Consider the following 13695-nt stretch of genomic DNA (forward strand, 5'->3'; position numbering starts at 1 on the left):
GGATCACTGACTGATCACCGACTGAGCTGGAGCTGAACACCGATGGACCTGACCTCCCGTGAGATCCGCTTGCCGCTCGGCGAGGTCGTCGCGATGCTGCGGGACCTGAACGAGTTCGTCGTCTCCCTGGACCGCCTCGGCTCCCGCCAGGCGGCGGGCACGGCCGACGACGCCACCGTCGGCGCGTTCGTTGCCGACTGGGACGTCGCCCGCCGCCTGGCCCACGCCCGCCGGACGATCGACCTCGCGCTCGACGCGCAGCTGACCGAGGAGGAGAACGCCGCGATCGACGAACTGTGCGAGCGCGGCCGCTTCTACGGCACCGACCAGCCGCACGATCAGGGGCAGTAGGTGTCGGTGGCGGGACGGGTGCCGGTGGCGAGGAAGCGGGAGACCGTGGCGTCGCCGCAGGCGTTGCCGTTGTCGAGGTACGCGTCGTGCCCGGTGGAGTCGACGGTCACCATGACGGCCCGCCGGCCGAGGGCCTTGCGCAGGTTCCTGGCCCCGCTCAGCGGGGTCGCGACGTCGCGCTCGTTCTGGACGAGCAGGATGGTGGACGGGCCCTCGTCGGTGACGGTCACCGGGGGCTCCTGCGCCTTGTACGGCCAGGCCGCGCACACCATCGCGTTGCGGGGCATGCCGGCGGTGAGGGGGAAGTCGGCCCGGCTCCTGGTCACGCCTTCCTGGTAGAGGGCGGTGGACGTGGGCCAGGCGATGTCGTTGCAGAGGGTGCCGGCGCCCACGGCGGCGACGTTCTGCAGGACCGCCTCCGGCGGACCGTCGGGCGCGGGCGGCAGTGTGCCCTGCTCGGCGGCGAGCATCAGGTCCGCCAGTACGGGGAAGTCGTCGGGGTCGTAGAGGCTGTCGAGCATGGTCTGCCGCAGGACGTTGCCGTTGAGCTCGGGCGGATTGGCGCCGGGCCAGGGGAGCGGCTCCTTGTCGAGCCGGGCGGCCAGGGCCAGGAAACGGGCGCGCACCTCTTCGGGCGTGTCGGCGACCCGGTGCGGATTGCCGGGCGTCGCGGCCCAGCGGGCGAACACGGGGAAGGTGTCCTCCACGCCGCGCTCGTGGTTGGCGAGCCAGCCGCGCGACACCCTGGTCGGGTCCGGGTCGTCGTTGCTGTCGAGCACGAAACGGTCGGTGCGCTGCGGGAAGAGCTGGGCGTAGACCGCGCCGACGTACGTTCCGTAGGACACGCCCCACGCGGAGATCCGGCGCTCGCCGAGCGCCGCGCGGAGGCGGTCGAGGTCGCGGGCCTCGTTGCGGGTGCTGATGTGCTTGATGAGCTCGCCGCCGTTGGTCGCGCAGGCATCGGCCATCCGCCGGGCGGTCTCCATGTTGCCGTCGACCGAACCGTCGGCGGCCGGCCATGGGCGCAGCTTGGACAGGGCCAGATCGCCGTGCTCCAGCCCGCAGTCGACGGAGGTGGACGGGGCGAGGCCCCGGGGCGCGAAACCGATCAGGTCGTAGGCGTCCCGGACGGACCGCGGCAGCTTCTGCCCCTTGCCGGACGGGTCGTTGAGGCTCGACCCGCCCGGACCGCCGGGGACGAGGAACAGAGCGCCGCGCCGGGCCCCCGGGTTCTCGCTGCGGATCCGTGAGACGGCGATGCCGATCTGCTCACCGCCGGGGTCGGCGTAGTTCATGGGGACGCGCAGGGTGGCGCACTCCTGACGCGGGTCCACGGTGGTGCCCGCGCACTTCTTCCAGTCCAGGCCCGCGGCCGCCGAGGCGGAAGGGGTGGCGGACGTGGATGCGGAGGCGGTCAGGGGCGGGAGGGTCGCCAGCGCGAGGGCGGTGGCGGTGGCGGCCAGGAGCGCGGAGTTCCTCTTCATCGGAGTCATGAGAGGAGCCTCGCGCACGCCTGCCTGCGCTCCCATCCGGCCAACTGCCGTACCTGTACGGGGGATTACCCCCGCCGGTCCCTTCAGCCCGCGCCAGGCGCAGTGCGCCTCACCCGGTACGCCCCGGGCGGCGGTTACCGTCGGGGTCATGACTGCTGACTCCCTGCGCTCCGTCACCGTCGAGCGCACCGCCCCGAACCGGTTCACCGCGACGAACGTCCGTGGCGGGACGGTGAGCTTCGAGACCGGTGACGGAGCTGCCTTCACGCCCGTCGAACTGTTCCTGGCCGCGATCGGCGGCTGCACCGCCGCCGACGTCGACGTCGCCACCACCCGGCACGCCGAGCCCGGCACGTTCTCCGTCACTGTGACCGGGAACAAGGTCGCCGACGAGGACGGCAACCGGTTGACCGACCTGGCCGTCACCTTCACCGTCGCGTTCCCGGAGGGGGAGGCCGCCGACCGGGCGCGGGCGATCCTGCCCCGCGCCGTCAAGACCTCCCACGACCGCCTGTGCACGGTCAGCCGCACCGTGGAGGCGGGCACGCCGGTCGCCATCGAGGTCATCGACGCCTGACCCCTCCGACCTGCGACTTCAAGGCCCCGGCGACCGCCGGGGCCTTTCGCGTACCTCCACGGAACCGCTCGTTCTCTGTGACCCACCTCACATTACCGGCGGTATCTGAAACAGGGTGTCGCAGGTAAATTGCGGGTACCGCACAGGTGGAACCTCGTGTCTGAGTAACCGTCAGCGCCCCGAGCGGCGTGACCCCCTCCGTCCCTGACTCCCAGGGGCTCACGAACGAGAGTGAGGACCCTCCGCGATGGAGCAGCAGCACGTCGACGTCCTGGTCATCGGCGCAGGAATATCCGGCATCAGCGCCGCGCGCCACGTCCTGCGGGACAACCCCCGCGCCTCGCTCGTCGTGCTCGAGCGCCGCGCCCGCGTCGGCGGCACCTGGGACCTCTTCCGGTACCCCGGCATCCGCTCCGACTCCGACATGCCCACCTTCGGCTTCGGCTTCCGCCCCTGGACCGACGCGCGCATCCTCGCGGGCGGCGCCCAGATCCGGCAGTACGTCGAGGACGCCGCGGCCGACGGCGGCATCCTGGACCGCGTCCGCTTCGGCCGCCGCGCGATCAGCGCCGACTTCTCGCACGACACCGGCCGCTGGACCGTCGAGGTCGAGGACGAGAGCACCGGCACGCACGAGTCGTACAGCGCCGGCTACCTCGTCGGCGCGACCGGCTACTACGACTACGACCAGCCCTACCGCCCCGAGTTCCCCGGCGAAGCCGACTTCCAGGGCGCCATGGTCCACCCCCAGCACTGGCCCGAGGACCTCGACCACACCGGCAAGCGCGTCGTCGTCATCGGCTCCGGCGCCACCGCCATCACCCTGCTCCCCGCCATGGCCGGCGAGGCCGAGCACGTCACCATGTTGCAGCGCTCGCCCACGTACATCCTCGCGCTGCCCGAGGTCGACCCGCTGACCTCCGTACTCCAGAAGTTGCGCGCCCCCGCCCGGCTCACCCACAAGATCGTCCGGGCTCGCAACATCGCGCTGCAGCGCGGGAGTTACGCCTTCTGCCGCAAGTACCCGCGCCTCGCCCGCAAGGTGCTCCTCGGCCTCGTCCGCGCCCAGGCAGGCAAGGGCGTCGACATGAAGCACTTCAGCCCCCGCTACAAGCCCTGGGACCAGCGCCTGTGCGTCGTCCCCGGCGGCGACCTGTTCAAGGTGCTCAAGAGCGGCAAGGCGTCCGTCGCCACCGACCACATCGACACCTTCACCCCCGACGGCATCCGCCTGAAGTCCGGCGAGGAGCTGAAGGCCGACATCGTCGTCACCGCCACCGGCCTGAGCGTCCGCCTCATGGGCGGCATGGAGCTCACCGTCGACGGCCGCCCCGTCGACATCACCGACCGGGTCCTCTACAAGGCCGTCCTGCTCGAGGGCGTGCCCAACATGTCCCTCGTCATCGGCTACACGAACGCCTCCTGGACCCTGAAGGCGGACCTCGCGGCCGACTACACCGCCCGCCTGCTCGCCCACATGCGGCGCCACGGCCACGACATCGCCACCCCCGTCGCGGGCGACGGCGACCGCTCCGACTTCTCCGTCATGGGCGAGGCCCTGACCTCCGGCTACATCGCCCGCGCCGACCAGGTCATGCCGCGCCAGGGCACCCGCGCCCCGTGGCGCCTGTGGAACAACTACTACCGCGACCGCGCCATGCTCCGCGACGCGCCCATCGACGACAGCCCTCTGCGCTTCGCCAAGGCGGGCCCCACGGTCGCGAACGACACGGTCACGAACGACACGGCCGCGAACGACACCGACGACATCGTGAGCACCGCCGGCACCGCACAGGAGCCCAGCCGCGCCGCCTGACGACCGGCCACCGCACGTCCGCAGCACCGCACCACCCGAGCCGCCACCCGCCGAGCCGACGATCGAGGACGAAGATGACCGCGAACCTGACCAGGAAGGTCTACGACGAGCGCCTGCGGACCCTGTCCGAGGGCTCCGTCAACGTCAACTTCAACGCGTTCAAAGACATCAAGTGGGACGACCCCGAGTTCGCCGTCGACCCCGAGGACCCCCGCTGGGTGCTGACCTCCGCGGACGCGCTGGGTGCCCACCCCTGGTACAAGGAACAGTCCCTCGAGACGCAGATCCGCATCGGCATCTGGCGCTGGGCGGTGATCGCCAAGGTGGGTATGCAGTTCGAGAACATCCTCATGCGCGGCGCGCTGGACTACCTCTACGAACTGAACAACCAGAACCTCGAGTTCAGGTATCTCACCCACGAGATCACCGAAGAGACCCACCACACCCAGATGTTCCAGGAGCTGGTCAACCGCACGGGCGTCGACACCGCGGGCGGCAAGCGCTGGTTCCGCAAGGTCAGCCGCTTCCTGCCGCTCGCCGGCTCCCTCTACCCCGAGGCCTTCTTCACCGGCATCCTCGCCGGCGAGGAGCCCATCGACCACCTCCAGAAGGCCGCCCTGCGCAGTGGCGAACCGGTCCACCCCCTCCCGCAGCGGATCATGCAGATCCACATCGCGGAGGAGGCCCGGCACATCTCCTTCGCCCACGAGTTCCTGCGCCTGCGCGTCCCCCGCTTCGGCAAGGCCCGCCGCGGCGCCCTGTCCGTCCTCTTCCCGCTCATCATGCGGATCCTGTGCGACGTCATCATGATCCCCGACCGCAAGGACGCCGCCCGGGTCGGCATCCCGGACTGGGTCGTCAAGGACGTCTTCTGGAAGTCCGAGGCCGGCGAGAGGATGCTGCACGACCTCTTCTCCGACGTGCGCATGCTCGCGGACGACCTCGGCCTCATGAACAAGGTGTCCCGCCCCGTGTGGAAGGCCCTGCGCATCGACGGCCGCCCCGCCCGCTTCCGCGGCGAGCCCGCCCCGCTCGCCGACTGAAGCCCCGCTCGCCGGCTAGCACCCCGCTCGCCGGCTGACGCCCCGCGAGACCCGCACCACCCTTCGCTGAACGCCCGAACGGAGACCAGCCCGCCGTGCCGTACGTCGTCACCCGATCCTGCTGCGCCGACGCCTCCTGCGTGCTGGCCTGCCCGGTCAACTGCATCCACCCCGCCCCCGGCGAGCCCGGCTTCGCGACCGCCGAGATGCTCTATGTCGACCCGCAGACCTGCGTCGACTGCGGTGCCTGCACCAGCGCCTGCCCCGTCGACGCCCTCAAGCCCCACACCGCGCTCGGTGAAGCCGAGCTCCCCTTCCTCCAGCTCAACGCCGACTACTACAAGACGAACCCGCACGACGACCGCACCCCCATGTACGTCGTCCCCAGGCAACGCACCCTGCCCGCAGGCGAGTTGAAGGTCGCCGTGGTCGGCGCCGGACCCGCCGGGCTCTTCGCGGCCGACGAACTCCTGCGCCACCCGGGCGTCAGCGTCACCGTCCACGACCGCCTGCCCACCCCCTACGGGCTCGCGCGGGCCGGCGTCGCCCCGGACCACCAGGACACCAAGCAGGTCACCCGGCTCTTCAGGACCATCGAGTCGCAGCCCGGCTTCAGCTACCGCCTGGGCGTCGAGATCGGCACCGACCTCACCCACACCGACCTGCTGCGCGAACACCACGCCGTCATCTACGCCGTCGGCGCCGCCACCGACAAGCGTCTCGGCATCGAGGGCGAGGACCTGCCCGGCAGTGTCTCCGCGACCGACTTCGTCGCCTGGTACAACGGCCACCCCGACCGCGCCCACGACGAACACCGCCTCGACACCGAGCGCGCCGTCGTCATCGGCAACGGCAACGTCGCCCTCGACGTCGCCCGCATCCTCACCGCCGACCCCGACACCCTCGCCCGCACCGACATATCGGACCGCGCGCTCGCCGCACTGCGCACGAGCAGGATCCGCGAGGTCGTCCTCCTCGGCCGCCGCGGGCCCGCCCAGGCCGCGTTCACCGTGCCCGAGCTCCTCGCCCTGTCCGCCCTGAAGGACGTCGACGTCACCGTCGAGGGCTGGCCCGAAGGCCTGGACGCGGACGCCGCCCCCACGGACGAGAAGACCCGGCTGCTCGCCCAGCTGGCCGCCCGCACCCCGTCCGAGGACCGGCGCCGCATCGTGCTCCGCTTCCTCACCGCCCCGGCCCGCCTCACCGGCGACGGCCGCGTAGAGGCTCTGGAGATCAACCCCACCACCCTCCACACCGACGAGGACGGCACCGTACGCGCCCTCGCCTCAGGCGACACCGAGACCCTGGACACCGGCCTGGTCCTGCGCTCCGTCGGCTACCGCGCCCGCCCCGTCCCCGACCTGCCCTTCGACGAGGCCACCGCGACCGTCCCGCACGAGGCCGGCCGCGTCGAACCCGGCGTCTACGTCGCCGGCTGGATCAAGCGCGGCCCCACCGGTTTCATCGGCACGAACAAGACCTGCGCCCACGAGACCGTCGAGTCCCTCCTCGACGACTTCGCCCACGGCCGCCTCACCCGCCCGGTGTCCGCCGTCGACGTGGCGCCCCACGCCCTCGGCCTCCAGGACTGGCACGCCATCGACCACGCGGAACGCACGGCGGGCCAGGCGCAGGGCCGCCCCCGCGTCAAGTTCACCGACACGGAGTCCCTGCACCGCGCCGCGAAGAACACCCAGGCCGTCACGGCCTGACGACGACCGGCACGCGAGCGCCCTCCCCGAGCCCGGGGAGGGCGCTCGCTCACGCGCCTTCCAGATCCGCGACCCGGTCGTCCGGCGACAGCGCGACACCGTAGCCGCGCAGTGTCGCGTCGAGGACCGCCCACACCGACCGGCACAGCATCGCGCGCAGCTCCTCCTCCGACAGCTCGCGGTCGGGGTCGCGCATCCACTGGTTCACCGCGCTGTCCACGAACCCGACGATCCCGATCGCGACCGACCGGATCGGCGCCTCCTTGACCCCCAGCGCCTTGAGCACGTCGCCGAAGCGGTCGCTCAGCATCATCGCGATCGCCGTCTTGGTGTCCGCCACCAGCGAGCCGTCACCCATCGCGTGCTCCGCGACACCCATGTAGGCGTAGAGCCGCGGATGCTGCGCCACCCAGTCCAGATGCGCGCCCACCACGCGGCGCACGGACTCCTCGACCGTCCCGTCGAACGTGAGCGTCGGCTCCATCCGCTTCACGAACGACTCGACCACGCGCCGCCGGATCAGCTCGTCCAGCGACGCACGGTCCTTGAAGTGCCGGTAGAGGACCGACCGGGGCAGGCCCACGCGCTCCGCGAGCCGCTGCACCCGGAACTGCGCGCCCTCCTCCTCGATGAGCGCGACCGCCGCGTCCACCAACTCGACCTGACGCTGCGCCTTGTGCTCGTCCCAGCGGGTGGAGCGTCCGTCGATCTGCGGCTCACCGCCGGTTCTTTGCGCCATCCCCCCAGGATATCGGCCGTCCGAACACATACGCGCCTCACCTGCGCGCCTCACATGCGTTCCGCGCCCGCCTTGATCGCTTCGCGGATGCGGTTGTAGGTGCCGCAGCGGCAGATGTTGCGGATCTCGTCGAGGTCGGTGTCGGTGATCTCGTGGCCGGCGGCTCTGGCCTGCTTGACCTTGGCGACGGCGGCCATGATCTGTCCGGGCTGGCAGTAGCCGCACTGCGCGACGTCGTACTCGAGCCAGGCCTCCTGCATGGGGTGCAGGTCGGCGTCGACGGTGTCGGCGAGGCCCTCGATGGTGGTGATCTCGTCGTCCGGCGCGATGTCCTTGACCTGGACCGAGCAGGGGTTGAAGGCCTTGCCGTTGACGTGGGAGGTGCAGGCCTTGCAGACGTTGATGCCGCAGCCGTACTTCGGGCCGGTGACGCCGAGTACGTCCCGCAGGACCCACAGCAGCCGGACGCTGTCGTCGACGTCGACGGTGACGGGCTTGCCGTTGAGGATGAAGGTGTGGGTGCTCACGGGGGCTCCTCAGAAAGTGTGGCTCAGGCCGTCGGTCGGCGATGCGGGGACGGGCGGGACGAACGGCTTGACCTCGAAGTCGACGGTGCCGTGGTTGACCGGGAAGCGGGTCGGGACGGTGCCGGTGGCCCGCGCGTAGGCGCACGCGACGGCCGCCACGGACGCGGCCACGCCCGCCTCGCCGGCGCCGCCGGGCTGCCCGGAGTCCGAGGGCATGACGAGGCACTGGAAGTCGGTGGGGACGTTCCACTGCCGGGTGTAGAAGTAGTTGTCCCAGCTGGCCTCGAGGAAGTGCCCGTCGCGCAGGTGCAGGCTGCTGGTCAGCGCGAGCGCGATCCCGTCCGAGACCCCGCCCATCATCTGCGCCTCAAGCCCCTTGGGGTTGATCACCAGCCCGGCGTCCACGGCGATGACGGCCTTGGTCACCCGCGGCCCGGTCACCCCGTTCGGGACCTTTCGGTTCACCGTCTCCGGCCGGCAGTCGATCTCGACGAGAACGGCGGTGGCGCCCTTGTACTCGCTGTGGATCGCGATGCCCTGCGCCGTCCCGGCAGGCATGGCCCTGCCCCAGTTGCCGACCTCGGCGACCTTCTTCAGCGCCGCCTTCACCCGCTCGTTCTTCAGGAAGGCGAGGCGGAATGCGAGGGGGTCCTTGCCGAGCTTCTTGGCGAGCTGGTCGACGACCAGTTCGTTGGCGCAGGCGACGTCGGGGGAGTAGATGTTGCGCATGCTGCCGGTGTTGAACCGGGCGTCCGCCTCGCTGAGCAGCTGCGTGACGACACCGAAGTTGTACGGCAGCTCCTGGGTCAGCGTGAAGATCGTCTCGGAGAAGGCCAGCCCGCCGAGCCCGGTCGGGAGCCGGTCCGCCGTCGCCGTGATCATCTCGCCCAGCCCGTGACTGAAGTCGGTCACGACACTGGTGTGCCGCTGCTCGAAAGTGAGGACCTGCCCGGCGAGGTACGTGGCCCGGATGCGGGATGTGGCCATGGGATGCACCCGGCCCTGCCTCGGCTCGTCCGCGCGGTGCCACATCAGCTTGACCGGCTTGCCCATCGCCTTGGAGATCTTCGCGGCCTCGATGGCGGCGTCACCGAACAGCTTGTGCCCGAAGGAGCCGCCGCCGGTGACGACGTTGACCTTCACCGCGCCCATCGGCAGGCCGACGGCCTTGGCGATGTCGCCCTGCGCCACGATCGGTGACTTCAGGCCCGCCCACACGGTTGCCTTGTCGGAGCGGACGTCGGCGATCGCGCAGTTCGGCTCCAACGCGGCGCTGCTGCGGAACATGAAGGTGAAGTCCGCCTCCACCGTCTTCGCCAGCAGCGGGATGTCCGGGACGGCCAGCGGGAGTTCGGCCTTGCGCAGCCGGGCGAGGATCGTCTCGTCGGACTCTCCCTCCACCGAACCGGCCGCCCACTCCACGTCGAGCGCGCGCACCGCGTCGATGCACTGCCCGAACGTCTTGGCACGCACCGCGATCCCGGTGTCGACCACGGCCACGTCCGTGACACCCGGCAGAGCGAGCACCGCCGCCTGGTTGCGGACCGACTTCGGGGATCCGTTCAGCGTCGGCGGACGGCAGACCATGGTGGGCAGGGCGTCCGGCACCTGTAGGTCCATCGCGTACTTCTTCTGCCCGGTGACCGCGAGCCGTGCGTCGTCACGCCCGTGCGGCTTACCGATAACCGAGAACTCCGAGGACGGCTTGAGCTCGGCGGCGACGACCTTGACGGTGCTGCTGGCGGCCTTGACCGCCAGGTCCCCGTACGAGACCGACGACCCGTCCGGCGCCGAGATCACCCCGGCCTTCGACTTGAGCAGGTCGACGACCGAGCCGAGCTCGATCGCCGCAGCCTCCAGGAGTGCCTTGCGGGCGATGGCCGCGGCCACGCGGACCGGCGTGAACATCGACACCGTGGTGTTCGACCCGCCGGTGAGCTGGTTCAGCAGCAGCTCCGGGCGCGCCGGGGCCAAGGTCACATGGACCTTGTCGACGGGCAGGTCGAGCTCCTCGGCGATGATCATCGCCGTCGAGGTGGTGATGCCCTGACCGACCTCCATCCGCGGCAGTTCGAACGACGCCGTCCCGTCCTCGTGCAGCACGATCTTGATGAGCGCGGACGTCGGCCGCGCGGCATCGGTCTGCATGTCCTCCAGGTCGTACAGCTCCGGAATCTGCGGCAGCGAGGGCACGGCGGCCTGTGCCGGTGCGCTCAGCGTCAGGTCGGCGCCCACCGCGAGCGTGGCTCCGGCCAGCACGTATCCCAGGAACGCGCGGCGCCCCAGCGGCGCGCGCTCACCGCGTGCACGGGTGTGACCACCCCTGGAAGGGACATCGGTCATCGAGTGTTTCCTCTCTGCTTCCGGTCGTGTCCGCACCGGCTCGGGCCGTCCGGGCCCGCCGAGGTGTGCGGGGGTCCATCATGCTTGATCAGTGCATGGCGAGCGGAACTTCGGATTTCTGTGCGTGAGCAGACCAGGCGTCAGATATGGGCAGCGCAACGATAGTTGGGCCGATGTCAGATCAAGTGGGGTGGTTCGGTGACGCGTTCACGACTTCGCCGCGTACCGGGACCATTCCACACGTGTGCTTCACCGGCCCTCCGTATCGGCGTGCTTCACTCTCGGCTCAAGATCAACATCTCCACCGGATCAGAGAATGGGCCGACCGTGAACATACGCACGACCCGACGGGCAGCAGCAGCCCTGCTGTCCCTCGCGCTCCTCCCCGCCGCTTTCGCCGGCGCCACCGTGGCGCAGGCGCAGACGCCGTCCCCCAAGCCGGAGGTGACGATCGGCGAGCAGACCACCGACCCGCAGAAGGTGCGCGACTTCTGGACCGCCGAGCGCGTCGGCCAGGCCCTGGCCAACGAGAAGAAGGACCAGGCAGCCGTCGACCGCAAGGCCGCGGCCGCGACCGGGGAGAGCCGGCGCAGACCCGTCGCGCAGACCCGCCCGGCGCAGTCCGCGCCGGCGGTCTCCGGCAGGACGATCGCGCCGCTCGCCGCCGGCTCGGTCGTGCCTGAGATGCCGCACGCCCAGCCGGTCCCGTTCCCGCAGTCCCAGCCGGCCGTCATGGTCGGGAAGATCCTCTTCACCGCGAAGGACGGCACCACGCACGGCTGCACCGGCTCGTCCATCGTCACCGCCAACAAGAACACGGTGTGGACCGCCGGTCACTGCATCCACCCCGGTGACGGCTCGGGCGCCGAGGGCTTCTACAACGACATCGTCTTCATCCCCGGCTTCAAGAAGAACGACCAGGCGCCCGAGGGCTACGACGCCCCGTGGGGCGAGTGGACCGCCAGGGCGAAGGTCGCGCCCACCGCGTGGACCGCGGACGGCGACATGTTCTGGGGCGACATGGCCGCCTTCACGGTCGTCCCGCCCGCCGGCTACACGAACCTGACCGACACCCTCGGCGCCTTCGGCTACAAGTTCGGCTCGGGCCCCGACTGGTCGGACATCATCGACGCCGGCTTCCCCGGTGACGGCTACCAGCGCACCGACATGGACGGCTTCACGCAGTTCTACTGCACCGGCAACGCGCAGGACGCCACCCCGTTCTTCCCCGTGGACGACCGGCTGAAGGTCGACTGCGACATGGGCCACGGCGCCTCGGGCGGCCCGATGTCCACCCCTGAGGGCCAGATCGTCGGCGCCAACTCGCACGGCGAGGAGGACAGCGCGGGCAACATCTCCTCGGCGCTCCTCTACAGCTCGGCGCACGAGGACAACGCGATCGACGTCATCAACCGGATCGGCACGCTCAGCTAGCGGCCCACCACGAGGGAGCGGGCACCGGGCGACTTCCGCCCGGTGCCCGCTCCCCCGACGTCAGCGGTCGGGTCCGGCGAACTCGGGGTCGAGCGCCGCGCCCGTCGGCGGTGGCCCCGCGTTGGCCCGCCGCTGGCTCACGTACTCGGTCCGGATCTCGTCGGTCGACATCTTCTCCCAGCCCTCGGGAAGCTTCAGCCCGGCCTCGGCGCGCTCCTGCTCCCACTGCGCGACCAACGCCTGCCGCGTACGCGGCATCTCCTCGGCCGGAGGCGTACGGCTGACCGTCACCCCCGACGTCGGCTCGACGAGCTCGGTCACCGTCACCGCGGCCCCCGCGCCCAGCACCAAGGCCGCCCCCGTCATGCCCCACCACGCCCTACGCCCCATCCCACACCCCTGCTTCGCACCCGTCCGGCAGTGATCAAGGAGCGTACCCGCACCGGAAGCTGGTCAGGGAGCACGCCTGAGGCCAGGATCGAGCCATGACACCGACCTCGGGTGACCCCCGGTTCCCGGACAGCGAAGACGTGGCGATCGTGAGGGTGAGCGAGGCCCGCGTGCGCCCCGAACGCTTCGACGCCTTCCACGAGTTCATCGTCACCGCGGTGCGCGACTTCCCCGGCCGGCACGCCGGATTGATCTCCCACGAGGTGCTGGTCGCGCCGCCCCACTCCCTGCTGTACGTCAGCCGCTGGCGCAGCGAGGAGGACCTCGTCGCCTACGCCGGAGAGGGGTGGCGCGAGCAGCCCGTGGTGCTGCCGGGGGAGGACGAGTACCTCCTCGCGCCGCTCCAGGTACGGCACTTCACCCGCACCTCACCGCTCTGACCGCGAACGGGTCAGCAACCCGGCCAGCTCGACGGGGTGACCGAGCGCGACGGCGTGGCCCGCGGCGATCTCCTCCGGGACGAGCCCGAGACGCTCCCGTACGACCCGGCGCAGAAAATCCGGCGGGAAGAAGTGGTCCTCGGTGCACAGCACGTACCGGGTCGGCACGTCCGGCCACGCCTCCAGCGGCCACGGCTGCGCCGACGCGGCGGCCGAGGGGTGCGCCCGTTCCCTGCTCATCGCTTCCTCGGCGAGGGCGCGCGGCACGTCGTGGTAGAACGCGGCGTACGGGTCGTCGCTGCCCGTCGGGCCGCCGTCCCGCGCGGCCTGACGCCGCACCGCCTCGGCGTAGCCGGTCCGGCTCCACCACGCGTCCGGCGACTCACCCGGCTCGGGGACCATCCCGGCGACCAGGACCAGCTCCTCGACCGGGCGGCGCACCGCCACGAGAGGTGCGGTGAACGCGCCGAACGACTGCCCGACGACCACGAGACCGCGCCGGTCGCCGACCGCTTCGACCACGGCGTCGGCGTAGTCGTCGAGGGTGAGGGTGTCGTCGTCGGCCGGAAGGTCCGGGGCCACGACGTCGTGCCCGCGCGCCCTGAGCTCGGCCTCGACCAGATGCCAGTACCAGCCGACGTCGCCGGCTCCGTGGATCAGCGCATAGGTGCTCACGACACATCTCCTCGCCATCGGTTCAGCAGGGCAGGTACGAAGCACGGAGGGGCGCGCGGAGGCACGTAGGTGCACGTACACGGACGCCGGGCATACGTATCCGTCCCCCGGGGCCTACCGATCTTGCGTATCCCCCCACGTCAGGGCGCGTTCAG

At 71.0% G+C, this 13695-nt stretch carries 13 protein-coding genes; 7 read left to right on the top strand and 6 right to left on the bottom strand.

What is annotated here, in order from left to right; all coding sequences use genetic code 11:
* Window positions 1-42: 42 nt before the first annotated feature.
* Window positions 43-351 carry a hypothetical protein gene (locus ACIBTU_RS01835; protein ID WP_399123900.1) on the top strand — a complete coding sequence of 103 codons (309 nt, stop codon included), beginning with the start codon at window positions 43-45 and terminating at the stop codon, window positions 349-351.
* Here the strand turns inward: ACIBTU_RS01835 and ACIBTU_RS01840 are convergent.
* Window positions 339-1844: an alpha/beta hydrolase gene (locus ACIBTU_RS01840; RefSeq protein ID WP_399123901.1), complete on the bottom strand. Its 1506-nt coding sequence runs from the start codon at window positions 1842-1844 to the stop codon at window positions 339-341. The genes ACIBTU_RS01835 and ACIBTU_RS01840 overlap by 13 nt on opposite strands.
* A gap of 148 nt (window positions 1845-1992) precedes the next feature.
* On the opposite strand from ACIBTU_RS01840, the gene ACIBTU_RS01845 reads away from it, so the two are divergent.
* The 4 genes from ACIBTU_RS01845 to ACIBTU_RS01860 all read left to right on the top strand — a co-directional run bounded on the left by ACIBTU_RS01845 (window position 1993) and on the right by ACIBTU_RS01860 (window position 6992).
* Window positions 1993-2421: an OsmC family protein gene (locus tag ACIBTU_RS01845; protein WP_399123902.1), complete on the top strand. Its 429-nt coding sequence runs from the start codon at window positions 1993-1995 to the stop codon at window positions 2419-2421.
* A 247-nt stretch (window positions 2422-2668) separates the two neighbouring features.
* Entirely contained in the window at window positions 2669-4237 is a 1569-nt protein-coding gene (locus ACIBTU_RS01850) for a flavin-containing monooxygenase (protein WP_399123903.1), read from the top strand.
* Between the two features lie 74 nt (window positions 4238-4311).
* Window positions 4312-5280 (top strand): diiron oxygenase, encoded by a 969-nt coding sequence (locus ACIBTU_RS01855; protein WP_399123904.1) that lies wholly within the window; start codon window positions 4312-4314, stop codon window positions 5278-5280.
* Between the two features lie 95 nt (window positions 5281-5375).
* On the top strand, window positions 5376-6992 hold the full coding sequence (locus ACIBTU_RS01860; RefSeq protein ID WP_399123905.1) for an FAD-dependent oxidoreductase: 1617 nt from the start codon (window positions 5376-5378) through the stop codon (window positions 6990-6992).
* 49 nt (window positions 6993-7041) lie between these two features.
* Here the strand turns inward: ACIBTU_RS01860 and ACIBTU_RS01865 are convergent, their stop codons facing one another.
* Genes ACIBTU_RS01865 through ACIBTU_RS01875 form a run of 3 tightly spaced genes read right to left on the bottom strand, consistent with a single transcriptional unit; the run spans window position 7042 to window position 10601 of the window.
* Window positions 7042-7731 carry a TetR/AcrR family transcriptional regulator gene (locus tag ACIBTU_RS01865; RefSeq protein ID WP_399123906.1) on the bottom strand — a complete coding sequence of 230 codons (690 nt, stop codon included), beginning with the start codon at window positions 7729-7731 and terminating at the stop codon, window positions 7042-7044.
* 50 nt (window positions 7732-7781) lie between these two features.
* Complete coding sequence (locus tag ACIBTU_RS01870; protein WP_399123907.1) at window positions 7782-8258, bottom strand: (2Fe-2S)-binding protein; 477 nt, start codon at window positions 8256-8258, stop codon at window positions 7782-7784.
* 9 nt (window positions 8259-8267) lie between these two features.
* Complete coding sequence (locus ACIBTU_RS01875) at window positions 8268-10601, bottom strand: molybdopterin cofactor-binding domain-containing protein (RefSeq protein ID WP_399123908.1); 2334 nt, start codon at window positions 10599-10601, stop codon at window positions 8268-8270.
* Window positions 10602-10928: 327 nt separating this feature from the next.
* On the opposite strand from ACIBTU_RS01875, the gene ACIBTU_RS01880 reads away from it, so the two are divergent.
* Window positions 10929-12035, top strand: a complete 1107-nt coding sequence (locus ACIBTU_RS01880; protein WP_399123909.1) for a trypsin-like serine peptidase — start codon at window positions 10929-10931, stop codon at window positions 12033-12035.
* A 60-nt stretch (window positions 12036-12095) separates the two neighbouring features.
* On the opposite strand, the gene ACIBTU_RS01885 is transcribed toward ACIBTU_RS01880, so the two are convergent.
* Window positions 12096-12425 carry a hypothetical protein gene (locus tag ACIBTU_RS01885; protein ID WP_399123910.1) on the bottom strand — a complete coding sequence of 110 codons (330 nt, stop codon included), beginning with the start codon at window positions 12423-12425 and terminating at the stop codon, window positions 12096-12098.
* 95 nt (window positions 12426-12520) lie between these two features.
* Between ACIBTU_RS01885 and ACIBTU_RS01890 the strand changes: the two genes are divergently transcribed.
* Entirely contained in the window at window positions 12521-12865 is a 345-nt protein-coding gene (locus ACIBTU_RS01890) for an antibiotic biosynthesis monooxygenase (RefSeq protein WP_399123911.1), read from the top strand.
* Here ACIBTU_RS01890 and ACIBTU_RS01895 read toward each other — a convergent pair.
* A complete protein-coding gene (locus tag ACIBTU_RS01895; RefSeq protein WP_399123912.1) occupies window positions 12854-13540 on the bottom strand; it encodes an alpha/beta fold hydrolase in 687 nt (228 codons plus the stop codon). The genes ACIBTU_RS01890 and ACIBTU_RS01895 overlap by 12 nt on opposite strands.
* Between the last annotated feature and the right edge of the window lie 155 nt (window positions 13541-13695).

It is taken from the genome of Streptomyces sp. NPDC050145 (assembly GCF_044460245.1).
Classification (GTDB): Bacteria; Actinomycetota; Actinomycetes; order Streptomycetales; family Streptomycetaceae; genus Streptomyces.